20 protein-coding genes and 4 pseudogenes are annotated in these 23,811 nt (G+C 60.4%); 13 read left to right on the plus strand and 11 right to left on the minus strand.

What is annotated here, in order from left to right; all coding sequences use genetic code 11:
* Positions 1-350 precede the first annotated feature (350 nt).
* From ACXJY8_RS06950 to ACXJY8_RS06970, 5 genes and pseudogenes are all read left to right on the plus strand, one after another.
* The gene (locus ACXJY8_RS06950) at positions 351-2,300 is read left to right on the plus strand and encodes a methyl-accepting chemotaxis protein (protein WP_463777920.1); all 1,950 of its coding nucleotides are present in this window, start codon (positions 351-353) and stop codon (positions 2,298-2,300) included.
* 445 nt (positions 2,301-2,745) lie between these two features.
* Positions 2,746-3,126 (plus strand): cupredoxin domain-containing protein, encoded by a 381-nt coding sequence (locus ACXJY8_RS06955; RefSeq protein ID WP_463777923.1) that lies wholly within the window; start codon positions 2,746-2,748, stop codon positions 3,124-3,126.
* Positions 3,127-3,286: 160 nt separating this feature from the next.
* A pseudogene (locus ACXJY8_RS06960) lies at positions 3,287-3,433 on the plus strand (ATP-binding protein); the annotation flags it as partial.
* 76 nt (positions 3,434-3,509) lie between these two features.
* Positions 3,510-4,263: pseudogene (locus ACXJY8_RS06965) on the plus strand (IS6 family transposase).
* A 270-nt stretch (positions 4,264-4,533) separates the two neighbouring features.
* Positions 4,534-6,765: a TonB-dependent siderophore receptor gene (locus ACXJY8_RS06970; protein ID WP_463777926.1), complete on the plus strand. Its 2,232-nt coding sequence runs from the start codon at positions 4,534-4,536 to the stop codon at positions 6,763-6,765.
* 274 nt (positions 6,766-7,039) lie between these two features.
* On the opposite strand, the gene ACXJY8_RS06975 is transcribed toward ACXJY8_RS06970, so the two are convergent.
* Positions 7,040-7,291, minus strand: a complete 252-nt coding sequence (locus tag ACXJY8_RS06975) for a hypothetical protein (protein ID WP_463777930.1) — start codon at positions 7,289-7,291, stop codon at positions 7,040-7,042.
* Positions 7,292-7,336: 45 nt separating this feature from the next.
* A complete protein-coding gene (locus tag ACXJY8_RS06980) occupies positions 7,337-7,717 on the minus strand; it encodes a hypothetical protein (protein ID WP_463777932.1) in 381 nt (126 codons plus the stop codon).
* Positions 7,718-8,258: 541 nt separating this feature from the next.
* On the opposite strand from ACXJY8_RS06980, the gene ACXJY8_RS06985 reads away from it, so the two are divergent.
* Positions 8,259-8,729 carry a response regulator gene (locus ACXJY8_RS06985; protein WP_463777935.1) on the plus strand — a complete coding sequence of 157 codons (471 nt, stop codon included), beginning with the start codon at positions 8,259-8,261 and terminating at the stop codon, positions 8,727-8,729.
* Positions 8,730-8,792: 63 nt separating this feature from the next.
* Here ACXJY8_RS06985 and ACXJY8_RS06990 read toward each other — a convergent pair whose 3' ends face one another.
* Positions 8,793-9,260 carry a Ros/MucR family transcriptional regulator gene (locus ACXJY8_RS06990; RefSeq protein ID WP_463777937.1) on the minus strand — a complete coding sequence of 156 codons (468 nt, stop codon included), beginning with the start codon at positions 9,258-9,260 and terminating at the stop codon, positions 8,793-8,795.
* A gap of 393 nt (positions 9,261-9,653) precedes the next feature.
* Here ACXJY8_RS06990 and ACXJY8_RS06995 point away from each other — a divergent pair, with 393 nt between their 5' ends.
* Positions 9,654-10,037, plus strand: a complete 384-nt coding sequence (locus ACXJY8_RS06995) for a VOC family protein (protein ID WP_463777940.1) — start codon at positions 9,654-9,656, stop codon at positions 10,035-10,037.
* Between the two features lie 297 nt (positions 10,038-10,334).
* Here the strand turns inward: ACXJY8_RS06995 and ACXJY8_RS07000 are convergent, their stop codons facing one another.
* On the minus strand, positions 10,335-10,598 hold the full coding sequence (locus ACXJY8_RS07000) for a helix-turn-helix transcriptional regulator (RefSeq protein WP_463777942.1): 264 nt from the start codon (positions 10,596-10,598) through the stop codon (positions 10,335-10,337).
* A gap of 230 nt (positions 10,599-10,828) precedes the next feature.
* Here ACXJY8_RS07000 and ACXJY8_RS07005 point away from each other — a divergent pair, with 230 nt between their 5' ends.
* On the plus strand, positions 10,829-11,683 hold the full coding sequence (locus tag ACXJY8_RS07005) for a Crp/Fnr family transcriptional regulator (protein WP_463777944.1): 855 nt from the start codon (positions 10,829-10,831) through the stop codon (positions 11,681-11,683).
* A 229-nt stretch (positions 11,684-11,912) separates the two neighbouring features.
* Here the strand turns inward: ACXJY8_RS07005 and ACXJY8_RS07010 are convergent, their stop codons facing one another.
* Positions 11,913-12,665, minus strand: a complete 753-nt coding sequence (locus ACXJY8_RS07010; protein ID WP_463777946.1) for an IS6 family transposase — start codon at positions 12,663-12,665, stop codon at positions 11,913-11,915.
* An 89-nt stretch (positions 12,666-12,754) separates the two neighbouring features.
* Here ACXJY8_RS07010 and ACXJY8_RS07015 point away from each other — a divergent pair.
* Positions 12,755-12,997: pseudogene (locus ACXJY8_RS07015) on the plus strand (DDE-type integrase/transposase/recombinase); the annotation flags it as partial.
* Positions 12,998-13,017: 20 nt separating this feature from the next.
* On the opposite strand, the gene ACXJY8_RS07020 reads toward ACXJY8_RS07015, so the two are convergent.
* Positions 13,018-14,231 (minus strand): IS3 family transposase gene (locus ACXJY8_RS07020; protein WP_463771847.1). Its coding sequence is split into 2 segments (ribosomal slippage): positions 13,018-13,952 and positions 13,952-14,231, totalling 1,215 coding nucleotides; the frame shifts between segments, so codons are not numbered across the junction.
* Positions 14,232-14,292: 61 nt separating this feature from the next.
* On the opposite strand from ACXJY8_RS07020, the pseudogene ACXJY8_RS07025 reads away from it, so the two are divergent.
* A pseudogene (locus ACXJY8_RS07025) lies at positions 14,293-14,526 on the plus strand (integrase core domain-containing protein); the annotation flags it as partial.
* Between the two features lie 106 nt (positions 14,527-14,632).
* Here ACXJY8_RS07025 and ACXJY8_RS07030 read toward each other — a convergent pair.
* Both ACXJY8_RS07030 and ACXJY8_RS07035 read right to left on the minus strand, forming a co-directional pair.
* Complete coding sequence (locus ACXJY8_RS07030; protein ID WP_463777948.1) at positions 14,633-15,556, minus strand: BLUF domain-containing protein; 924 nt, start codon at positions 15,554-15,556, stop codon at positions 14,633-14,635.
* A 28-nt stretch (positions 15,557-15,584) separates the two neighbouring features.
* A complete protein-coding gene (locus ACXJY8_RS07035; protein WP_463777950.1) occupies positions 15,585-17,324 on the minus strand; it encodes a putative bifunctional diguanylate cyclase/phosphodiesterase in 1,740 nt (579 codons plus the stop codon).
* A 477-nt stretch (positions 17,325-17,801) separates the two neighbouring features.
* Here ACXJY8_RS07035 and ACXJY8_RS07040 point away from each other — a divergent pair, with 477 nt between their 5' ends.
* Complete coding sequence (locus tag ACXJY8_RS07040) at positions 17,802-19,145, plus strand: pilus assembly protein (protein WP_463777953.1); 1,344 nt, start codon at positions 17,802-17,804, stop codon at positions 19,143-19,145.
* 42 nt (positions 19,146-19,187) lie between these two features.
* Here ACXJY8_RS07040 and ACXJY8_RS07045 read toward each other — a convergent pair whose 3' ends face one another.
* The gene (locus ACXJY8_RS07045) at positions 19,188-19,454 is read right to left on the minus strand and encodes a hypothetical protein (protein WP_463777956.1); all 267 of its coding nucleotides are present in this window, start codon (positions 19,452-19,454) and stop codon (positions 19,188-19,190) included.
* A gap of 416 nt (positions 19,455-19,870) precedes the next feature.
* Here ACXJY8_RS07045 and ACXJY8_RS07050 point away from each other — a divergent pair, with 416 nt between their 5' ends.
* Positions 19,871-21,283 (plus strand): pilus assembly protein TadG-related protein, encoded by a 1,413-nt coding sequence (locus ACXJY8_RS07050; protein WP_463777958.1) that lies wholly within the window; start codon positions 19,871-19,873, stop codon positions 21,281-21,283.
* A gap of 49 nt (positions 21,284-21,332) precedes the next feature.
* Here the strand turns inward: ACXJY8_RS07050 and ACXJY8_RS07055 are convergent, their stop codons facing one another.
* Together ACXJY8_RS07055 and ACXJY8_RS07060 are read right to left on the minus strand one after the other, a co-directional pair.
* A complete protein-coding gene (locus tag ACXJY8_RS07055; protein ID WP_463777961.1) occupies positions 21,333-21,923 on the minus strand; it encodes a TadE/TadG family type IV pilus assembly protein in 591 nt (196 codons plus the stop codon).
* A gap of 38 nt (positions 21,924-21,961) precedes the next feature.
* Positions 21,962-22,213, minus strand: coding sequence for a diguanylate cyclase domain-containing protein (locus ACXJY8_RS07060; RefSeq protein WP_463777963.1), 252 nt, complete (start codon positions 22,211-22,213; stop codon positions 21,962-21,964).
* A 118-nt stretch (positions 22,214-22,331) separates the two neighbouring features.
* Here ACXJY8_RS07060 and ACXJY8_RS07065 point away from each other — a divergent pair, with 118 nt between their 5' ends.
* On the plus strand, positions 22,332-23,804 hold the full coding sequence (locus ACXJY8_RS07065; protein ID WP_463777966.1) for a methyl-accepting chemotaxis protein: 1,473 nt from the start codon (positions 22,332-22,334) through the stop codon (positions 23,802-23,804).
* Positions 23,805-23,811: the final 7 nt, after the last annotated feature.

The following is a 23,811-nucleotide window of genomic DNA, read 5'->3' on the forward strand; positions in this document are numbered from 1 at the left end:
AGGCCATGTCGCTGACTCTGCGCAGCACGTCGCGCCTCGGTTCGAGGCGATGCGGCGCCGTGTCCGTCAACGAGAAGACGGCGGCACCGTAGCTCCCAAATCGATTGATCATCGAAGCATATAAGATAATAATCCTATATGTAAACATGAGGGCCTAAAAAGTTTAGCCTCGAAGATAAAGTTCACGCATATGTGAAAAGGCTGCTGCTTATAACCGGGATTGGGCACCGACCCGCTTGGGAAATGTTCGAAGTTTTTTTAGGATTATTCAACAAGACGCGCTTAAGGCGCGAACAATGCATCGCGGGAGGTTCTAAGTGCCATTCTTCGACACCGATCTACGTGCGTTGATGGCGGCCATCGATCGGTCCCGGGCTCGCATCGAGTTCACCCCCGACGGCACGGTGCTCACCGCCAACAGGCTCTTCCTCGACCTGATGGGCTACAGCCTCTCCGAGGTGACGGGACAGCCCCACGGGCGCTTCGTCTCCCCCGCGGAGCAGGCCAGCGAGGCCTACCGCGCGTTCTGGGACGCCCTGCGCAGCGGCGAGCCGCAGACGCGCGCGTTCAAGCGCTTCGCGAAGGATGGCCGGGCGGTCTGGATCCAGGCTACCTACAACCCGGTCCGCGATCGGGCCGGGCGCGTGACCCGGGTGGTCAAGCTCGCCACCGACGTCACCGCGGAGGTCCTGCGGGCCATCGACCATGACGGGCAGCTCGAGGCCCTGCAGCGCTCCCAGGCCGTCATCGAGTTCGGCCTCGACGGCACGATCCTCGCGGCCAACGCCAATTTCCTGGCCGCGGTGGGCTACAGCCTCGACGAGGTCCAGGGCCGCCATCACGGCCTGTTCGTCGACCCGGAGGAGCGCGCGGGGGCCGCGTACCGCGCGTTCTGGGCGGAGCTCGGCCGCGGCGAGTTCCGCTCGGGCGAGTTCAAGCGCATCGCCAAGGGCGGTCGCGAGATCTGGATCCAGGCTACCTACAACCCGATCCGGGACCGGGACGGGGTGCCGATCAAGGTGGTCAAGTTCGCCACCGACATCACCGCGCAGAAGCTGCAGGTCGCGGACGCGATGGCGCAGCTGGCGGCGGTCAACCGCTCGCAAGCGGTGATCGAGTTCGCCCCCGACGCGACCGTTCTCGATGCCAATGCCAATTTCCTGACGGCGGTCGGCTACGGGATCGAGGAGATCCGGGGCCGGCCGCACGCCCAGTTCGTCGAGCCCGGCTACGCCCAGACAGCGGAGTATGCTGCCTTCTGGGACCGCCTGCGCGCTGGGGAATTCTCCACGGGCATGTTCCAGCGCTTCGGCAAGGGCGGCCGGTCCGTGTGGATCCAGGCCAGCTACAACCCGATCTTCGATCCCGCCGGCCGCCTGACCAAGATCGTCAAGTACGCCACCGACGTCACCGCCAACATGGCGGCGCGCTCCGTCGCGGTCGAGGCCGCCGAGCGCACCCTCGACAACGTCCAGGCGGTCACAGACGCGGCCGACGTTATGAACGCCTCCGCGCTGGAAATCTCCCGCAGCATGGCCCAGTCCAAGACCGTGGTGGACGACATCCACGGCCGGGCCGGGGAGGCGGATGCCGCCACCGAGCGGCTGCGGGGGGCGGCCCAGGCGATGAGCGGCGTCGCCACGATGATTACGGACATCGCCCAGCAGATCAATCTCCTGGCCCTCAACGCGACGATCGAGGCGGCCCGGGCCGGCGAGGCCGGGCGCGGCTTCGCGGTGGTCGCCACCGAAGTGAAGAACCTGGCCGGCCAAGCCGCCGCCGCCACGAACCGGATTAGCAGCGAGATCGCCGGCATGCAGGCGGTGTCCGGCGAGGTCGCCACCACCCTGGCGACGATCACGGCGGCGATCGGCACGATCAGTCGGCATGTCGACGGCGTCACCGCCGCGATGGACGAGCAGGCGCAGGCCACGGGCGCGATCCTGGCCAGCATGCAGCAGGCGGCCGACGGGGTGTCCAGCATCAGCGCAGGGCTGGATAACTGGACCATCGGGATGGAGGAGCGGCGCACAGAGCGACGGCCTCGCGTCCTCCTTCAAGCCTGGATCCACCTGCCCGGCGGCGCGCGCATCGCCTGCTCCATCCGCGACCTGTCCGAAGGCGGCGCTCGATTGCACCTCAGTCAACCCGCCCAAGTACCGGACCGCTTCGAAGTTGTCATTGATGCGGACGGACGCCGCTTCGACTGCGCCATGCGGCATCGGTCCGGCACCAGCCTGAACGTGCAGTTCCTGTCGGTGATCGACAAAGGTCTGCAAGCGCAAGCCTTCGGTAGATGACAGTGCGGGCCTGTATCACCTTGTTCTAAGTTCGGAGATTAGCTCCATAGGCCAAGCGCCAACCTTGGATCTACCGCAAGTGAAACGTCAGCCTCGTTGCCTGCTCGGCCGATAGCAGACAGGCTGAAATCCATACTTTCGGACATTGCCGCCTGCGCGATGGATGTCGGTTCAACGATTGGTTGCCCGACACCGTTTTAGCTATGCGTCCGACGCAGTCACGCCGTTGGTGAAGTTTACTGTGGCTAGCGTTCAATCAAAAAGTAAAAAACGTCGCCTTATCCCGAACTCTTTGAGCTATGGTTTATGCGAACATAGAGCCTGAAATAGATTTCTGCTGATTTGATCCACCTGCAATCATTTACGAATATAGAAACTGGAAATCCGATCAAGATCAAACCGCTTTTAGGACTGGTCGCGCGTTAGAGACCCCGCTAAGCAGAAGATGCTCTATGACGTGGTGTGGTACGTGATGATGAGTACGTGGAGAAAAAGGCCCTGTTTCATTGCGATCTCAGGATTGCTTGGCGTTCTCGGGTGTATCCAGGCACATGCCAGCTTCTCGAACGTCGCCGGTATCGTCATCCAGAAAGCCCGACAATTCGGCTTCCAGGCCGTTACATTGAAAGCCGGCGGGTCTATCGTGCTGTCCAACGAGGAGGCGACGGCCGTCCATCACGCTTATATTGAGGCGGATGGGGTCCGCCGTGACTTCGGCGATCAGGCACCCGGCACCCAAACCACGATGGTATTCGCTCAGCGTGGCAACTTCCTCGTTCTCTGCGGCGTGCATCCGAAGATGAAGCTTGCCGTGCATGTCGACTGAGCAGTCGCCTGGTTTAGCGATACGACTGCTGCGACGCGTTGGGGAAGCATGAAAGCGGGGTACGCTCAGCCTATTGGTCAATCCTTGCCTGCTTGGATTAAGTAAGACTTCTCTTTTACCTAGGCCGAGGACGGCGTCGCGACCGTTGAGTTCGCCCTGAACCGGCAAAACGCACGTCACAACGGCCCTGGGCGTGCAGGCCATCGAGCACCATCGCAAGAAGGTCCGATTCTTCGCCACCGTCGACCTGGTCAATGCGCTCGAACAGGAGAAGGCCCTGAACAAGGCCGGCCAGTGGGCGTGTCGCAAACGCGATAGCGCTGGCGTTTACCCGACGTTGACCATACGGCCTGCATGGCGCCTTCCATTCTGGAGGCCGCCCCATGATCCTGTCCGCCATCGCCGCCAAGCTCAAGCAGCGCGCCAAGGGTGACTTCAAGGGACGGCACTACGAGGCTGCGCTCATCGTACAGGCCGTCTCCTGGTATCTGCGCTACCCGCTGAGCTACCGCGATATCGAGGAACTGTTCCTGGAACGTGGGTTGGAGGTTGATCACTCCACCCTGAACCGCTGGGTGCTCGCCTTACGCGCCGCTGATGGAGAAGCGGCTCCGCCAGTTCCGTAAGCCGCATTGCGGATCGGTCCGGATCGACGAGACCTACATCAAGGTGCAGGGTGAGTGGCGCTACCTCTACCGGGCCATCGACAAGCACGGCAATCCTGTCGACTTCCTGCTGACCGCTAACCGGGATCTCGGCGCCGCCAAGCGCTTCTTCCGCAAGATGCTGGTGGATCAGCCGCTTCTTGCGCCAGACCGGATCGGCACGGATGGCGCCAGCACCTATCCGGCCGCGATCGCAGCTGTCAGGAGCGGCGGCCTCTTGCCCCGCACTCCAGTCCACTACGTGACCAAACACCTGCAGCAGGGCATCGAAAGCGACCACTTCCGGGTGAAACAACCCATGCCGCGGGTCGGCGGCTTCCGCTCGTTCAACACGGCGCGGCGGACCATCCAGGGCTTCGAGGCCATGCTCTGGCTCCGCAAGGGCTTTGGGTTTGCCGGCGCCTGGACCGTCCGTGAGCAGAACCGGCTACTCAGGGTCTGCTTCGGACTTCAGGCGGTTAACAAAACCTGAAAACGGGGCAGATCCTGCCTCTGCTGCCGCCCACGGCATGGCTTGCGACAGGCCCCCGTGGATGCCGGAGCATTGCTGGCAGAGATTGAGGAGCTTCGGGCGCAGGTCGCGTTGCTCAGATCACCTGGCTGACACATCACCTTAGAACTTCTTCAGATTTGAAGTGCTCTAAGTGTGTGTTTTACAACACGTTTTCGGCTTGCGTCGTAATCCGCGAGTAGCGATGAAACGCGTACTGCGCCGCTTAAGGCGCTTCTACCAGCGTGCGTCATGCCTAGCCGATCCCCCCTCCTTGCCCTGCTGCTCGCCAGCACCGCTCTCACCGGAACAGCAGGCGCCCAACAGAGCGTCCAACTCGACCAACTTTCGGTCGAAGGGACGGCACCCGCGCCCGCGCTCGGTGGTAGCAGCTCCAATCTCAGCGGAGGCGATGGTGGGACGGCGGCCACAAGCGGCGGTGGAGGCGGCCCTTCGGGCATCACTGGCTACACGGCGCGGATCGCCACGGCCGCGACGAAGACCAACACCCCCTTGGTCGAGACCCCGCAATCGATCTCGGTCGTCACGCGTGAGGAGCTGAACGACCGCAACGTCCAGACTTTTGCCGAGGCGGTAGCCTACGTCCCAGGAGGGGTCTCGGCGCGGTCCGGCTACGACCCGCGCTTCGACCAGATCTTCATCCGCGGGTTCGACGTCCTCACCAACCAGGGCCTCTACCGCGACGGACTACGCATCATCGGCAGCGGCTTCGCCTATCCGAAAACCGAGCCCTACGGCTTGGAGGCGGTGACGATCCTGCGCGGACCAGCCTCGGGCCTTTATGGCCTTGGCTCGCCCGGCGGCATCCTCGATGTGACCTCGAAGCGCCCTGTCTTCACCCCCTTCGGCGAGGTGCAGTTCCAGGCCGGCAGCTTCGACCGGTTCCAAGGCAACTTTGATGTTGGTGGTCCGATCGAAGGATCGGGCGGCACAATGGCCTATCGCCTCACGGGCATACGACGTGAGGCCGGCAGCTTCATCGGGCTCGGCACCAACGATGACATGCTCAACATCGCACCGGCCTTCACCTGGAAGCCCTCTGCCGACACGACGTTCACGTTCCTGAGCGAGTACCAAGTCCGGAACGTTCCAGCCACGACGTTCTTCTACAACGACCCTGGCTTCCGCGCGACGAACTTCTATATGGGCGATCCGCGCTTCGCCGGCCTCGACCAGACCCAGTACCGGATTGGCTACGCCTTCGAGCACAAGTTCACGCCCGACCTGATCTTCCGCCAGAATTTTCGGAACTACGGGGTGTTTCTCTCGGGCAAGTACGTCGACATTACCTCTATCAATGCCGAGCGGACGATCGGCACCCGGGATAACGGCTACATCCGCTCCGGCATCGTGCAACAGACCCTCGACAATCAGCTCGAAGCACATTTCGCCACTGGCCCGGTCGCTCATACCTTGGTTGGTGGCATCGATTACGCCCGCTACAGCCTGACCAGCCGCTTCGGAAGTTACTTCGGCGATAATGTTGCGGTCCCTGATCTCAACTTGATCACCCGCAATTACGGCCAGCAGTTCATCGCGACCCCGGCTCTCGGAGCCGCCGCGCGTCAGACCCAGGATCAGGTTGGCGTCTACCTCCAGGATCAAGCCAAGTTCGGCGACTTTATCCTGACCGTGAACGGACGTTTCGATCAGGTCTTCCAAGATAACCGCGCCACGACAGACTCCGCAGTCTCCCGCCAGGACAATAGTGCCTTCACCGGCCGCGTTGGGTTGGGTTACGTCCTGGCACCCGGGCTCGTGCCTTACGCAAGCTACGCCACCACCTTCACCCCGCAGGTCGGCCTTGACCGAAATGGTCAGGCCTTCAAGCCTGCCACCGGCGACCAGATCGAGGCCGGCGTGAAGTACCTGATCCCCGGCACCAACATCCAGGCCGCCTTCGCTGGCTTCGACATCGTCCAGTCAAGCATCCTGCGCACCGATCCGAACGCCATCGCGTTCTCTTCGGCCACGGGGGCAGTGCGTTCCACTGGCTTCGAGGCCGAGGCGACGGCCAATATCGCGCCGGGTACCAATCTGACGATTGCCTACACCCACGTCGACATCCGGTTCCAGAGCGGCACCGCCCTCAATGCGAACGGCGAAGCCGTATCCACCGATGGCAACCGGGTCTCGGGCATCCCTGGCGACACCTACGCTTCGTTTGTAACCTATGCCTTCCCGCCCTCGTCAGCCCTGCGCGGTCTCCAGGTCGGCGGCGGCATCCGCTACATCGGGACGAGCTTCGCGGATGACCTGAACACGGCGCGCAACACCGCAGTGACCCTTTACGACGCGCTCGTGGCCTACGATTTCGCCGCCCTCGATCCGCGCTACAAAGGGTTCCGCGCCCAGGTGAACGCCTACAACATCTTCGACCGGCGCTATCAGACCTGCTCGTTCGGCTTCTGCAACCGCAACGAGCCAGCCACGGTCCTGGGCAGCCTGATCTACCGGTGGTAGCGGCGCAAGGCACATCCAGCGAGGCTGATCGTTGTGGTCATTGTTCGGCTTCTTGGTGTGTTTGGCCGTAGTGGATAGCCTGCCTCACCCGCAGGCTGCCGGCGGCCATCAGCCTCGCATGGCGGACCGAGCGGTAACATCCTCCGCTGATAATATGCCTGCCGTTCAGGCGAATGACCCAGTGCCAATGATCTATCTGGTCTGGATGGGCCTGAACGTCGACAGACCAGCGGTCGGAGGCTAGCGGCGAAAAGATACGACCTCTCGTTGGCATTCACGGCTTCTTCGCCCTGGCCAGCAGGATCGCGGTGCGAGCAGCGATGCGCTTCAGAAGGGGTGACACTCCGGCTGACCTGAGCTGCCCCCGCGCCCATTCGTTCGCGTTGACGGCTTTCACGACATCGACCTGATAGCCGCTCGCGAAGACGTGGGACGCCATCGCCGGATCAGCCAGGAAGGCGTCAACGACGACTTGAAGTTCCGCATCTGTAATGATCTTCGCCTTGTAGAGGTCGCCCGTAGTCATTGGTTGGTCAGACATGCCGCTGAGATAGGGCGCCCCCGAGCCGCGTCACCGCCCGAACAACCACAGCGGCACCGCACCGCTGGGCCGGCCGGGCTTGTCGCGGCGGAAGGTTGTCCGCTCGAAGGCAATCCTGTCGTCAAGCACCATCGAGACCTTTTCGCCGCTGAGCACCATGGCACCGCAAAAGTCGACACGGATCGTGCCGGCCTCTGGGTGCACGCCGAAGCACTCCAGCGTCGTCCAGCCGAGCGCCACGGCCTCATCCGCCCAACGATCCGGGAAGTCGACGCACGCCTCGTGCCCGCCACCCCAGGACTGAAGCGTGAAGCCCGGGCACGGAACGACGCTGGGCCGGAGGTTGAGAAAGGCCTCGCGCCAGATCTTCGGATCGGCGGGGACGAGGTTAGGTTTCGATGAGGCTGACATGGGGTCCGGCGGCTGTTGCAGACCGGACGGGATAGGGGAGGCACACCACGGGCGCCATAGGCCGAAACCCTTCGCGTCATAACTTCACTATCCCGTGAGATTATCCCAGATTACGTTGAGGGTTCCCGCGAGTGCACAAAGTGTGCACCCATGACGCGACTTGAACTTGTCCTTATCGGGACGCTCGTAATCTGCGCGGGCGCAGTCATCTTGAGGCTGATATGATGTCAATTAGCCTCGTAGATAGCCGCCTAATTCTAATACGGCTCATGATACAAGCCTGCCCCCGCCGTCCGATCTGCTCACGGAACCGGCGGGGTAGGATCGTCCATCTCACGCTAAGCCGGTACGCAACTTGGCTTGCAGGGAGAGTGCCTGAAGCCGGTTAGCCGGACCTAACGCGCGCCAAGATGCCATCGCATCAAATCGAGAATGGCAATGCGGCTCGCAGTTCAACAGTTTTTGTCGGGGAGAAAGTTAAGGCAGATAGCGCTAAGGTTCAATGTCGCGATAATTTTGTGCGTCGACGAGGTTCCCTCTTATGATCGGCGCTCCGAGTTTTCCCGATCTCTCAGCCATTATTGCTGACGAGAGCCTTTATATTCGTCGTATTGTCCGCGATATGCTGCAACGAAGCGGCATCAGGCGAATACAGGAGGCTGTTGATGGAGCCGAAACTCTTGGATGCATCGCCGAGAGCCGCCCCGATTTGGTAATTTTGGATTGGGAACTCGACATTCTCTCCGGCGAGGAAGTCATCCGCCTAATCCGAAACCCGGAAACTTCCCCAGCTCCTACTGTTCCGATAATCCTGATGATGGCTCAGCCACAAAAAGATAGGGTTGAGCGCGCCGTACGTTTGGGCGTCAACGAGGTTATCGCAAAGCCTTTCTCTCCTAAGACGCTATGGTCTCGGCTCGATGAGGTCATCAACCGGCCAAGACCTTATGAGACGGTCAAAAGTATGCTGCGTCCTATGACCAGACGGCTACCAAATGCGTCAGCTTTCTAATGACGGTTTAGAGCCGCTCGTCATTCGTTGGCACTGTAGGTCACAGCGCAAGCGGTTGAGGCTTTACGCAGCCTTCGTACGCGCTTTCGCTTTCGGCTCGACGTCTTCCTCACGACCGCCGACCCGACCAAGGCCAATGGACTTCGCAAGCTCTGAGCGGCGCGCGGCGTACTCTGGGGCGACCATTGGGTAGTCGGCCGAGAGACCGTAGCGCTGACGGTAGCTATGCGGATCGAGGCCATGGCCGGTTAGATGACGCTTGAGCGTCTTGTAGCTCTTGCCGTCGAGGAAGCTGACCAGGCCGCCCGGCGTCACCGACTTGCGGATCTGGGCCGCCGTCGGCTTCTCGATCTCGGCATCGGGCGACTTTGCTGCAGCTCCGGTGGCAAGCGCCTGAAGCGCCGTGTGAACCTGACGGATCAGGTCCGGCAGATCGGCCGGTCTAACGGAGTTGTTCGACACATACGCAGAGACAATGTCGCCTGCGAGGTCGACGATGTCGGTGTTTTGATTTTCTGTGTTCTCTGACATGCTACTTTTCTGTTGTGATACCTTATCCAACAGGCAATCCTACATTTGAGAAGGATTATCAAGCCTTGCGGTAAATGATGGTGCCCAAGCCGGCTGGAAAGGCTTGGCGATAGACCCAATCCGGCAAAAGCTGGCCAGCGGGAGCGAAGCCGTTCGGCCAACACCTCCCGATATGGCCGGCGGCCAACCGTGCTCCCTATGGAGAGCCGTATGGATCAGTCAGGCATGTCCGGTGTCCCTGTCACACTAAGACCGGAAATTGCCGCGTCACGCTGCCTTTCTGGCCAAGGCCGCGAGGAAGCGCCTAACGCCGTAAGCCGAGCATGATTGTGGCTTGTGGGTAGGGTCTCGCGCGCGGTAGCCCAGGATCTTCATCGCGAAGGGGAATATGCCATGTTCAGCCATATGGTCGTCGGCAGCAACGACCTAGCTAAGTCGAAGGCGTTCTACGACGCGCTCTTTGGAGCCATGGGCAGCGAGCCCGGCAACACAGATGCCCTCGGCCGCTTGGTCTACGCTCACCGAGGGAGCCGGTTCGTCATCACCAAGCCGATCAACGGGGAAGCTGCGACGGCTGCGAACGGTGGCACCATCGGGTTCGCGATGAACAGCCCCGAGGAAGCCAGCACTTGGCACGAGGCCGGCGTCGCTAATGGTGGCACTTCCGTCGAAAACCCACCAGGCGAGCGTCAGACGCCAATGGGCCGGATCTATCTCGCCTACCTGCGCGACCCGGACGGCAACAAGCTCTGCGCGCGCTACAAATTCGCTGATTGAAGCCTACACCTGCCGGTCAACCAATTGACCCTGGCCGGGAGGAGCAGGTGGCGACGCTGCTGCCGCTGTCCCGGCCACCAAGTCGGCCACAGCTCGCTGAGCCTCAATCTGCTGACGTGTCACAGCAACTCCGATTTGCTGAGTTACGCTGGCAGATTGCATCTGGACGACGTTAGAAACGAGTGAGTTCATGTCTCTGCTTGCGCTCGCGGGTATGAATGCCGGGTTACGGCTATTCCTGCGTTCGGTCTCGCAGTCAGTGCGATCGGGCGGCTTGCTAGTTGGCCTCGGCGGGTTTCACGACCAATCAGCAAAGGAATTCACCTCGGCAGGCTCGCTTAAGGCATCGAAAGCAGCATCGAGGCGGCGCAGGTCCCAGATCACGCACCCGTCGATCCTGAAGGGCTTGGGCATCCGCCCGTCCTTCACGCATTCATCGAACTTCGCGGTGCTAACGCCGACGTAGCGGGCAGCATCCTCGCGGCGCAGGCCGCGCCAGGGCACGACCTCTAGCCGGACGGGCGTTCCAGCCGCGACCAGAGCCTGTTTGGCCTTCGGCATAGACGTGCATCCTTTTCCACGAAGCCTGTTCTCGCCTCGATTTTGCAGAGGGCGAAGGAGGTTGATTTTCTGCAATTTGACAATTTTGGATGACAGAAATTTGCGTACGTCATCCATCAAATGGAGGACGAAAATCCTGAATACTGAATTTGACTTTTCACAAATTTGTGATCTGTGTTGGGTGTCGATCCAATGCGTCAAAGGGGTGTGCACAACTGCACAAACTGCCAATGCCCAACTCAGTGCAATCGCAAAATCCCGCGATCCGCAAACTCGAAGGCTTCGCCCGCCTATCGGATGTTGAGCGAACATTCCTGCAGGAGGTCAGCGGATCATCCAAGCGGATTGATGCACGCTCCACCCTCTTTGCTGAAGGTGATGAGGCCTCCGGTGCTTTCCTGATCTTGGAAGGGCTGGCCTGTCGCTTCAAACTGCGTAGCAGCGGCCGGCGTCAGATCCTGGCGCTCCTCATCCCTGGTGACATCTGTGATCTGGAGAGTTTTCGCCAAGATAAGATGTGCCATTCCATCGAGGCGCTTTCCCCCTGTCGGATTGCATGGATCCCGCCTGATGTAGTCGGCAGGCTGCAACAGCACCCAAACGTCGCGCGCGCCTTGCAAACGAGCGCCCTGGCGAATGAGGCGACCCTTCAGACATGGCTGATGAACGTCGGGACGCGTACCGCCGTCGAACGATTAGCGCATCTCTTCTGCGAGCTGTATGTCCGCCACCGCGTTATCGGGCGGACACAAAGCCAAAGCTTTGAACTGCCGTTGAGGCAGACAGATCTTGCCGAGATCGCTGGTCTGTCAGGTGTGCACGTCAATCGTTCGCTTCAGGAACTCAGACATAAACAGCTGATCGAACTCAAAAATCGCCGCCTCGTCATCTTGAACTGGGTAGGGCTGCAAGCCATGGCTGAGTTTGAGGCCAGCTACCTGCACGTGGAGGGATACGCAAACTTCATCGCCATCGACGGGGCGGTGGCGGAGATCCGAACCAGTCACACAGAGCCGCCTCAACGCCTGACCTTCGAAGGTGGCAGCCTGGGGACGGTACAAATCCGGCGATCAGAGCGGCATTGATCCCGCTGAACTCGGAACGGCGACCCTTAAGCCGTGCGACGACGCCTGCTGTGGATAGTCCACCGGCGATGGTGTTGAGACAGACAGCCGTCAGCTTCGTCCGTTCTATTCGAACAGCGCTTACTCAGCCTGAGCTTTCCTCTCACGGAACCGGATGCCTGCCCCTCCCCCGTTCGGGCCTGTCGCAAGCTTGAGTATAGGGCGCAGAACGGCCTCTACCTCCTCATTTTCATGCTTTGTTCGCCTGTGAAAGTCCGAAGCAGACGGCAAGCATCCGGTTCTGCTCGCGCACGGTCCATGCGCCGGCAAAGCCGAAGCCCTTGCGCAGCCACAGCATGGCCTCGAAACCCTGGATCGTGCGCCGCGCCGTGTTGAACGAGCGGAAGCCGCCCACCCGCGGCATCGACCGCTTAACCCGGAAGTGGTCGCTCTCGATCCCCTGCTGCAGATGCTTGGTGACGTAGTGGATCGGCGTTCCCGGCAGCAGGCCCGCCTTCCGGCTCTCGGCGATGGCCCGCGGGTAGGTGCCGGCGCCATCCGTGCCGATGCGGTCTGGGGCGAGCAACGGCTCGGCCGAAAGCATCTTGCGAAAGAAGCGCTTGGCCGCATCGAGATCGCGGTTGGCGGTCAGCAGGAAGTCGACAGGGTTCCCGTGCTTATCGACGGCCCGGTATAGGTAGCGCCACTCACCTCGCACCTTGATGTACGTTTCGTCGATCCGGACCGAGCCGCAGTGTGGTCTGCGGAACTGCCGCAACCGCTTCTCGATCAGCGGCGCGTAGGCCAAGACCCAGCGGTTCAGGGTGCTGTGATCGACCTCCAGGCCACGCTCCAGGAACAACTCCTCGATGTCGCGGTAGCTGAGCGGATAGCGCAAGTACCAGGAGACGGCCTGCACAATGAGCGACGCCTCGTAGTGCCGGCCCTTGAAGTCAGCCTTGGAGCGCTGCTTCAGCTTGGCGGCGATGGTAGACAGGATCATGGGCCGGCTCCAAGGCGGAGGCGGCAAGCTGGTCAGGGATGGCTAACGATCCGTGAACGAAGGCGCATTCGCGTTTGCGACAGGCCCACTTCATGTCCGACCGCCTCTTCGACGGTCGTCCGTTCCGGATCCTGACGGTCGTCGATTGCCACACGCGAGAGGCGCTCTCACTCACGCCGAGAGCCAACTTCCGCGCCTTCCAGGTGACCGAGGCACTCGATGCCTTGGTCCGGCTGAGGGGGCGGCCCAAGAGCCTGCGGGTCGACAATGGACCGGAGTTCGCCGGGCGCATGCTCGACCAGTGGGCTTACCTGAACGGGGTCGAGTGGGATTGCCCCGTTTCTGTGGACGGTTAGGGGGCTTGGCTGAGCCGGGTCTCAGGTGACGGGTGCGGTCGGGTCTCCTGCTCGTATACGACGGGCGAGCGGTATCCGAGCGCCGAGTGCCGGCGCAGCGGGTTATAGAAGCCCTCGATGTAGCTGAAGCAGGCCATTCGTGCCTCGGCCTGCGAACGGAAGCGGCGGCGGGCGAGCAACTCGCATTCGAGGGTCGAGAAGAAGCTCTCGGCCATGGCGTTGTCGTAGGCGTCGCCGACCGAACCCATCGAGGGTCGCACGCCCGCCTCCTGGCAGCGGCTGCCGAAGGCCAGCGACGTGTACTGCGATCCTTGGTCCGAGTGATGGATCACGTCGCGGGGCCTGCGCTGTGTCACGGCCATCTCCAAAGCGTCCAGAACCAACTCCGAACGCAGGTGATTGGCCATGGCCCAGCCGACGATCCGGCGGCTGAAGGCGTCAAGCACGATGCTGAGGTAGAGGAAGCCCGCATCAGTCGGCACGTAGGTGATATCCGCTACCCAGAGCCGGTTCGGGGCAGCGGCGGCAAAGTTACGGTCGACCAGGTCGGGAGCCGGGCGCGCCTCTCGATCTCGCCGCGTCGTGACAGGGCCACCACGCCGATGACTGGCTCCGACAAGGCCAGCCTCGCGCATCAACCGGGCTATGCGTTTGCGAGAGTGCCGCTCGCCCTGTTCGCGCAGGTCGGCGTGGACGCGTGGCGCGCCATAAGTCTCGTGCGAGCCGAGATGGACGGTGCGGATTCGCTTGAGCAGGGCTGCGTCCGCTGTCCGACGCGCCGAGGGCTGCCGGCCAGCCCAGGCATAGTATCCCGCCTTCGACACGCCGAGCATGCGTGCCATGGCAGCGATCGGGAAGTCGGCCTGGTTCGCGTTCATGAACCGGAAGACCCCGACGGCAGAACCCCGGTCTCCCGAGCAAACCAGGCCGTCGCGCGAGAGAGGATATCGCGCTCCAGCTTCAGCTGCCGGTTCTCGCGCCGTAGCCGGACGAGTTCATCGCGCTCAACCGCTGTCAGGCCGGGGTCGGCAGGCGGTGGCTTCGCATCACGCCGTCCTTCGCTGCGGTCGGCCTCGGCCACCCAGTTGCGGATGGCCTGTGCGGAGGGCTCGAACTCGCGAGCCAGATCGTTCGGATCACGGCCGGCGCGGACCAACTCGACCATCTGTCGGCGGAACTCGGCGGGGTATGGGGGATGGCTCTTGGGCATCGGATAAACACCTCACGCGAAAGCGTTGTCGGTGTCCACCAAACCGGGGCAATCCCACGAGATCGACTTCTCCCGACCGGGCAAGCCGACCGACAACGCTTACATCGAGTGGTTCAACGGCCGTCTACGAGCGGAATGCCTGAACGCCTCGTGGTTCCTGTCGCTGGCCGATGCCCGTGAGCGCATCGAGGACTGGAGGTGCCACGACAACGAAGATCGACCCCACACGGCCCTGGGCGGCTTGACGCCCCGAGCCTTCGCCAACCAAGCTGTCATCGCCCGAGAACTTGCATAGGCCGTAGACCACAAACGGGGTCAACTCCAAGACCGACGATGCACTAACTTCGATCCTGGGCCACAGAATAGGGGCAGGCCATTACGGCGCGCTATCTCATCACCTGTTAGGCCACGATTTGGATTGAGGGTGGCGACGGGCTTTGAGCCTGCGATGTAGATACATTCCTTTCCTTCAAGCCGGAATTTCCAATTAGCTCGTGTGCCTCGTCACTGATGACAGTTGCCAGTAGCTCGGCACGTTTGGCCCAGAGATCCCGCTCCTGCTTCAGGGCATCGAACTGCTCTGCTTGGACAGCAAGAGAGATACGAACCTCATCGAGTTCGTTGCGCAGCTCGGTCGTGCGCTGACGCTCCTGTGCGAGGGCAACGCGCAGGATGGTCACTGCTGCTTTGGGCTGAGCCGTATGCGCAGACATATCCTTGTCTAGGGGTAGAGTATCAGCCGTTCGAGTAGCTGGCATCAGAGACGCGTCACGCCCGGGCTGTCGAGCTTGGCCAAGCTGCGATAGTTCTGCGCGAACTTGGTCTGGATCCAATCCAGAAGCGGGCTTGTCAGGGGCCTTGAGCGGCTCTTGTGCAGTGCCGGCAACCGGCGGCAGGCCTTCCTCGTCAAGCACAAGTCCATGTAGCATGGCGAAGACGGCGTCGCCGTCGAGCCGCGATAGATTAAATCCGCTCGTCGCCGCGATCCCCTCCCAACGAGCGCGACCCGCATCGGACTGACCGACGAAGGCCATCGACCAGTTCGCAAAGCTGCGGCTCTCCGCCGGGCCGCACTGCAGGACGGTCACGTCACCGTGGCGGGGATCGCATTGGATCCGCTCGAACGTGCTTTCCACCCCGTGCTGAGGACCCTCAAGGACCTGCGCGAACGCACCCGCATTGAACATCAGGGCGCCCGTCACATTCACACGGGCATTGTTGCGCTGAGAAGCGTCGAGGATTTGAGATACTGCCTGGGTGATCTCGGCGTCCGAGCCCTGCAGAAGGTTTTTGCTGGCATAAACGAGGCGGTAGAGGTCACTCACGACGGGGCTCCAGGAACGGGAGGTCGGCTTAGTAGGCGATGCGATCGGCTGAGAGGAACTTCAGGACTTCAGTGGCGGAGACGGGCTTGCTGATGAGGTAGCCTTGGACATCCGTGCAGCCTTCCGCACGAATGCGCTCCATCTGGTCGGCCGTCTCGACGCCCTCGGCCACGGTTGTCATGCCGAGGCTCTTACCCAAGCCTGCAATGGCGCGAATGATCGCCCCGCCATCGCGCTTGCCCGAGAGGTCGTTGACGAAGGAGCGGTCGATCTTGATCTTGTCGAACGGGAATGAGCGTAGGTAGCTCAGCGACGAGTACCCTGTGCCGAAATCGTCCATTGAAACGCGAACACCGAGTTCCCGCAGGCGGTGCAGGGTCTGCAAAGTCTTCTCGTTCTCCTGCAGCAGGACGCCCTCGGTGATCTCCACCTCCAAGCGGGTGGCTGGAAGCCCCGAGGATGAGAGGGCCGACATCACCATCTCGACGAGGCGCTCGTTTTTGAACTGTGCCGGTGAGACATTGACGGCGACCGAGAGAGGAGCGGGCCAAGTGACCGCATCACGGCAGGCCTGGCGCATGACCCACTCGCCGATCGGGACGATAAGGCCGATCTCCTCGGCCAGCGGGATAAAGTCGAGGGGCGAAACCATGCCGCGCTCGGGATGCTGCCAGCGGATCAGCGCTTCGCAACCCACCAGGCGATTGCCCTCCAACTGCAGCTGCGGCTGGTAGTGGAGCTGGAACTCTCGGCGAGCGAGTGCCTGGCGCATATCGAGTTCGAGGCGCCGACGCGCCTGCATACGTGCATCCATCTCCGGCTCGAAGAAGCGGTAGGTGGCTCGTCCATCGAGCTTGGCCCGGTAAAGCGCCAGATCAGCGTTCTTCAACAGCGCATCGGCCTCAATGCCGTCGTTCGGTGCCAACGCGACACCTACGCTGGCGCCGATGGTGAGCAAGTGCCCATCGACCATATAGGTCCGTCCGATCAGGTCCACGAGCCGACGCGCGAGCGCCTGCGTATCGGCGGCTTCGCGAACGCCAGTCTGGAGGATAACGAACTCGTCCCCGCCGATCCGCGCCACCGTATCAGTCGGACGCACGGTGGAGCGCAGGCGATCGGCGACCTTTTTCAGCAGGGCATCCCCCATCGGATGACCCAACGTGTCGTTGATGGGTTTGAAGCGATCCAGATCAATGAGGAGGACGGCACAAGCTTCCCCGGAGCGCTGCAGGCGGACAACGGCCTCCTTGAGGCGCTCGCGCAGGAGAAGGCGGTTCGGCAAACCCGTGAGAGGGTCGTGCCGGGCCATCTCGGCAGCCTGAACCTCGGCGGCGCGGCGTGCGGTGACGTCCTCTAGCGCGACGGCCCATCGATTGCCTTCGATGGGGTGGAGATGCACCTCCAAGAGTCGCTCCTGAAGCGTGACCTCGAAGGTGTGGGATGTCTGCTCGGTGACGGAGCGTGGCATCTGCTGGCGCACCTTGCCCCACGTGTCTCCGGTCCGGCGCCGCACCATGCGCAGGATCTGCCGCAGGGAGGCCCCGTTCAAAATTGAGGCCTCCTGGCAGCCTAGGATGCGCTGGGCTTGGCCGGAAGCGAGGATGACGCGCCCGTGCTCATCGATCAACAGCAGGCCATAGCGGATCGCGTTCAAGTAGGGCAGCAGGCCCGCGGAAGAGGAGAGGGCTCTCGCTGCAGATCCGGAGTCGAGTGCTGTGCTGAAGCGTGAGTCGAAGTCCAGGACGGCGCTGAAGGGGGCAGCCATATCAAAGCAATCCGCTATCTTGGCCGAAATCGTTCCGTCCAGGCCGACGACGTCTTTGCCCGATAACACCTAACTTTATGCTAAGGAAGCCGGCCCGAAATCCTTGGCAGGAACCTTACATCGCTGAATTTCCAGATACAGGACGTCTTAATACTTCTGCCATGGAGACGATTAGGAGGCTTCTTCAAGGGGTAGCAAAGAGCGGCTTGTCTGGCACTAAGCCAATAATTGCCTGCCTTAGAAAAGATAAATCTAAGACTAAAATCATTCCCTAGATCATGAATATACTTCATGTCCCTCTTAGCATAAAATGTAAAAGTTTCTGACCATAGTAGGTCGTGCCGAGGTAAAACTAGCTGCGGCACAGCCACCACAACACAACGATGAAATTTCCGATTTGCTAACAGCTTGCTTCGTAAAACTACGAAGACGCCCGGGGTTTCGATCCGACACGCGTCCAACCCTGAGATCCTGCCCATGTCTACCGTAAGACAGCACTCAGCCGAGTTTTTCGCCCGCGCACTCAATAAATTTCCCAAAGCGGAAGGCGGGAATGTATTGGTATTATTTACCCTTGCTGCCGTGCCCCTCATTGGTCTTACCGGTCTCGGACTAGAGTATTCACGGGCGCTCTATTATCGAACACAGTTAGATCGCGCTATGGATGCCGCAACCATAACTGCAATTGCGACTGCCCGAGACTACATTTCCACAAATCCTAGGGGTGAGTCAGATCCGACAAATTCTGCCAAGAAACTTGGAGAGAGTCGAGGCTTAGCAACGTTTCGTGTAAACGCTGGAGTTCTTCTGAGTCAGCTATCAGTTTTACCTAGATTAGCGGTGTCCAGAACAAGCGGCACTATCACAGCTGAAGGAAGCTATGAGACATCCTACGCCTCGCCTTTTGCTAGCCTGCTGGGAAACACGGCAGATATCCAAATTAGTAGTAAGTCTCTTTCAAGCTTGACACTTGGAAGCTTTGCAGATTTTTACCTATTGCTCGACACATCTGGATCGATGGGCTTCCCAACTTCCAGTGCTGCCCAAGTTCAATTCGCAAAACTAAACCCTGATAATAAAGATAAGTCTGGAAATAATTGCGCTTTTGCCTGCCATTTTCCGGGCTACAAAGGATTTGATATTTCTAAAAATTATAATATCGAATTGCGGATTAAAACCGTAAGCGACTCGGTGCAAAAACTAATCAGCAAAGCAAACTCAAGCCAAACTTTTGATAATCAGTACAGAGTTGGACTGTACCCATTTGTTAGTTACTTAGAGTCGGCCGCAGAAATCACTAAGGATTTCAATTCGATTTCGCCTGTAAACCTTGAAGACTATATGGATATTGGTAGCGCAAAAGTACCTCGTGGGAGTGGTGGGACTCATTACGAAAATGTCATTCCTGCAATCAACAAAAAGGTTTTGTATGTCGGGGACGGGTCAAGCGCGCAAAAGCCTCAAGCTTTCGTTTTTCTAATCACAGATGGAATGGCGAACGGCCAGTATTATAATAATGGATTTGATGGTTCTAAGCCGAAATTGCTGGATAGTAGTTTATGTCAGCCTCTGAAAGATAGGGGCATAACGATCTCCGTACTCTACATTCCTTATGTTCCTCTAGCTAAACCGTTCAACACAAATGTTGGCGATGAAAACAACACAGTCAATAACCTGATCCCGAATGTTCCAGATCGACTTAAAAGTTGTGCTTCATCAGGTTATTTCCGGACTGCAAGTTCGGCGACAGAGATACAGGAAGCAATGAACGCAATGTTCGATCAAGCGACGCGCAAGGCACGTCTTGTCGACAACCTTTAGACATTCAAATGGTCACTCATAGTCAGCGAATAGAAGATCGCTCTAAGCCATGAAAGCCATATCCGTAAGCCCGATCGCGAAATTGATGACTCGCTTCTCACGATCCATTGGGAAGCCCTCAAACGTGCTGTTTCTCGTTGCCGCCGTGAGTTCGGCGTGCAGCCGCGCGACAGTGGCACCGTCGACGCCCGACGCGGTACGCCAGGCTTCCAGAACCTTCCGCAGGTCGGACACGACGGAGGCGGCGACGATAGCCCATTCGGTGGCGGTAAGACCCGAAACTTCACCGTCTTTGACACCCACGCTCATCCTGGTCTCCGTATCCGTCAATAGTAACTACGGCCATATCCTAACCGCACATGTGTTTAGAGCATCCTAAAATCTCAATGATCGCTGCAGCCTCGCGGTAAGTAGCAAAAAATCTTTAGATTTGGGTGTTTTATTGCTAGTATAAATCTTTTTTATCTAATTTATATGACATTTATACTTTAAGTATCAGCGTATTCTTTTCTAATTCGATGTGAATATCGGTCGCCACGATTGCGCTGCGTACAATTTTTGGTTCATAAAGAAATAGAACTGGCATTTGAAACGTAGATTTCAGTGTAAGCCTGATGTTATACAGGACGTATTTTTTCGTTCAGCTTAGCTTTTTAGCAATCGGAAAAATGCTTTGTCATGCGCGATAAGGATTGTGGTAAGGAGTTTTGGGGGAAATTCTGGTCATGGCAATCCCTGAAACGACCGCGCGCGGATCCGAGTTTCGTGCTGATCAAGGCGGTGGCGTACTCGTCCTTGTTGCCTTGCTCTTTCCGGTCCTGACCGGGTTAAGCGCAGCCGCGATCGATTATGCTTCTTTGGTCAAGCGTCGCACCGAGCTTCAGCGCGCAGCAGACAGCGCGAGCATCGCGGGTGTGAACCAGTTCAAGCTTGCTAATGCTGATGATGCAGGAGCCATCCGAACTGCTGAAGCCATGGCCCGCGCTCAATCGCAGAATGGTATTGGTTCAACGACGATTATTAAGGCTCAGGTCTTAGCAAATCATACGTCGGTTCGCGTGACTGTCTCCGAGCAAATCCCTCTTAGCTTTGGCAAGATTCTCAATATGCCTACGGTAGAGGTAAATGTCGCCTCAACGGCAAAGCTGTCGGGCACAACTCGTCTGTGCCTCCTAGCACTCGACCCGTCATCATCTGGTGCCTTCCATCTCGAAAGCGCCGCTCGCATTACGGCAAGCGATTGTTCGATCTATTCGAACTCGAAAAGCCCCTCTGGCATCCAAGCTGAGAATGCTGCAGTGGCGACGGCACTGACCACCTGTTCGGCCGGAGGCTACTCTGGGTCGAGAGCGAACTTTACGCCGCCTCCGGCTACAGGCTGCCCTACTTTGCGTGATCCCTTGGCGAATCGCGTTGGTCCCCCAATTGGATCATGTGTCAATCTGAGCAACTACACCAATCCTAAGAAAGGAGAGGGCGATCCTGACAACCCTAAGTATGGGTCAAACGTCGTCAGCGGATCGGTGACGTTGGATCCGGGAACATACTGCGGCGGTCTGCACCTCACGAAGAAAGCTCAGGTCACGCTACTATCGGGCGTTTATATCATGAAGGATGGCCCTCTTGTGGTTGATAAGAAGGCTTCGATGAATGGTTCGAACGTCGGCTTCTACTTCTCAGGCAGCAGCCCAGGACTCCTCTTCGATCAGGATAGCGTAATCAGCCTCACGGCGCCGAAGGATGGGGCAATGAGTGGCCTTTTGTTCTTCGAGGACCGCAACGTTGCAAGCGCCTTATCGCTACCTTCACCCCCAAGTGGAAAAGCAGCAGTTCCTCCTCTAAGTTCGATCTTCAACATCCTGCTGCCAGGACAGAAAACGCCTGGTTTACGCGAATATAGGATCATCAGCGATGATGCGCGCAATCTACTTGGGACGATCTATCTGCCCGTCGGGCGCCTGATCATCGATTCGAAGCGAACGATTGCAGATCAATCGGCCTACACGGTCATCGTAGCCCGTCTGATCAACCTTTACGACGGCCCGAACCTGATGCTGAACGCCCGCTACGGCAGCACCGACGTGCCCGTGCCGGCCGGCGTCGGACCGAGCTCGGCCGACACGCAGCTCACGCAGTAGGTCGAGCACCCCGACGCATGGCCGCGGGCCCGCGGCCGGGGCCCGCCGCTCAGCGCGGCGGGCAGGAGGTGCCGCTGCCCAGGACGACCTTGGGGCTCATGCTCGCGTAGCGCCGGCCGTACCGGACCGGCCACAGGGTCTTGCGGGTGATGAGGAAGCCCGGGCCGCCATCCCCGAACAGGGACGAGCCAGTCACCGGCTTGTAGGGGGCGCTGATCTCCACGAGCAGCAGGCGCGTCCCCTTCGGCTGCAGGCTCTCGGCATTGGCGACGGGGGCCGGCGCCCCGGCGGCACGGACCGGCGATCCTGCCGCGGCCACGCTGGAGCAGATCTGCAGCGGGCCCGTCTCGGCGTCGCCCACCACCCCGACCGCTCTCACCGTCATCTGCACCCCGGTGCCGTCGAAGGGCGCGAGCACGGTGGGCGCCACCTGGAACACGTCGTTCACCTCGTCCGCCGTCGCCATCGTGCGCTGGGACAGCGTGTCGCTGATGGTGCGGGACAGGATGTCGACCTTGCGCACGTTGCGCATCACGCTCGTGATTTCCACGGCTCCGAAATAGATGATCAGCAGCACCGGCACGATCAGGGCGAATTCGACGATCGCGACCCCGTCTTCTTTACGGACGAAGGAATACATCCGCAAAGTCCAAATAGGCCTGATCAGGGCGCTATCGATCAACAGACCTGCCGGCTGTCCGGCGGCGGCGCAAAGGTGCAGACGGTCCCTTTGCGGGTTCGCTTCGCCTGGTAGAGGGCAGCATCAGCGCGCCGCAGGAGTTGCTCCCGATCGTGCGAGGCGTCCCCAGACCAGGCAACGCCGATCGTTCCCGTAACGCTCGCGATCCGGCCCGACCCATCAGCCACGATGTGAAGGCTGTGCAACAGCCGTGAGATTCGATCCACCATCTGTATGTCGGTTTGCGGCATTTTAGCCGAATTACGCTGCCCATTCCGCAACCGGGGGCAGATTTAATGCTTGTTTCAGGCCTAACGGGTTAGATGTGTCGACCTGCAAGGTCGCTGTTGGTGTTCGCTGGTAACCCCCATGTCTCTGTTTCGGTCCAGGCTTCGCGCTCTCACAGACGCCATCAACCGCTCGCGTGGCTGCCTCGACCTCGATCTCGACGGCACCATCCGTAACGCCAACGCCAACTTTCTCGACCTCGTCGGCTACAGCCGGGAGGAACTGATCGGCAAGGCGCACAGCGTGCTCGTGCCGGCAGCCGAGCGTGACAGCCCGCAACTCCAGGCTTTCTGGGCCGACCTACAGACCGGCAAGCCGCAGACGCGCGAGTTCAAGCGCTTGGCCAAGGACGGTCGTGAGATCTGGATCCTCGCTTCGTACAATCCGGTGCTGGGGCGCAGCGGCAAGCCCGCGCGCATCGTCGTGTTCGCCTCCGACATCACGGCGCAGAAGGCGCGCAGCATCGACACCAACGGTCAGGTCGCCGCGTTGCACCGCTCGCAGGCCGTGATCGCCTTCTCTCCGGAGGGCACCATCCTTGACGCCAACGCCAACTTCCTGTCCGTCCTCGGCTACGCGCTGAACGAGATCGTTGGGCACAAACACAGCCTGTTCGTTCATCCCAGCGAGCGGGAGATGCCTGCCTATCAGGCCTTCTGGCAGGCCCTTGGCCGAGGCGAGTATCAGGCGGGCGAGTTCTGCCGCATCGCCAAGGGCGGACGCGAGATTTTCATTCAGGCGACCTACAATCCGATCCGCGACGATGATGGGCGGCTCGTCAAGGTGGTGAAGTTCGCCACCGACGTGACGGCCCAAGTGCATGAACGCAGGCAACGTGCCGAGAAGGCCCAGGCCATTAGCCTCGACCTCAACGCGATCAGCGATGCCGTGCACGGCGTGACCCAGCAGACCGTGGCGGCCGCTGGAACGGTGCATCAGGTCTCCGGCGACATCCATGCCGTGGCTTCGGGCGCCGAGGAACTGTCGGCCTCCGTGTCCGAGATCAGCCAGCAGGTGCAGCACGCTTCGCAGATTGCGGGACAGGCGGTCGAGCAGGCCCAGCAGACCGGTGCGATCGTCGCGGGCCTGAGCGAGCAGGCCATGCGCATCGGCGAGGTCGTGGCCCTGATCCAGGCGATTGCCAGTCAGACCAACCTTCTGGCGCTCAATGCGACCATCGAGGCGGCTCGCGCCGGTGAGGCCGGGCGCGGCTTTGCGGTCGTCGCGCAGGAGGTCAAGCAGCTTGCCGAGCAGACCAGCAAGGCAACGGCTCAGATCCGCCAGCAGATCGGCGCGACGCAAGGGGCGACCCAGCAGGCCGTGGACGCCATCGGTGCGATCCAGGGCACCATTCGCACGCTCGATCAGGTTGCCACGGCAATTGCCGCGGCGGTCGAGGAGCAGTCAGCCGTGACGCAGGAGATGTCGGCCTCGATGCAGACCGCCTCACGGGGCGCGAGCAGCCTTGCCGGCAGCATGGAGGCGATTGCCCAGGCAGCCGAGCAGGTCGACCGCTCGACGACCAAGGTGCGTCGCGCGTCGGCCGTCACTTGAGTATCCG

The organism is Methylobacterium sp. TK31 (assembly GCF_055361545.1).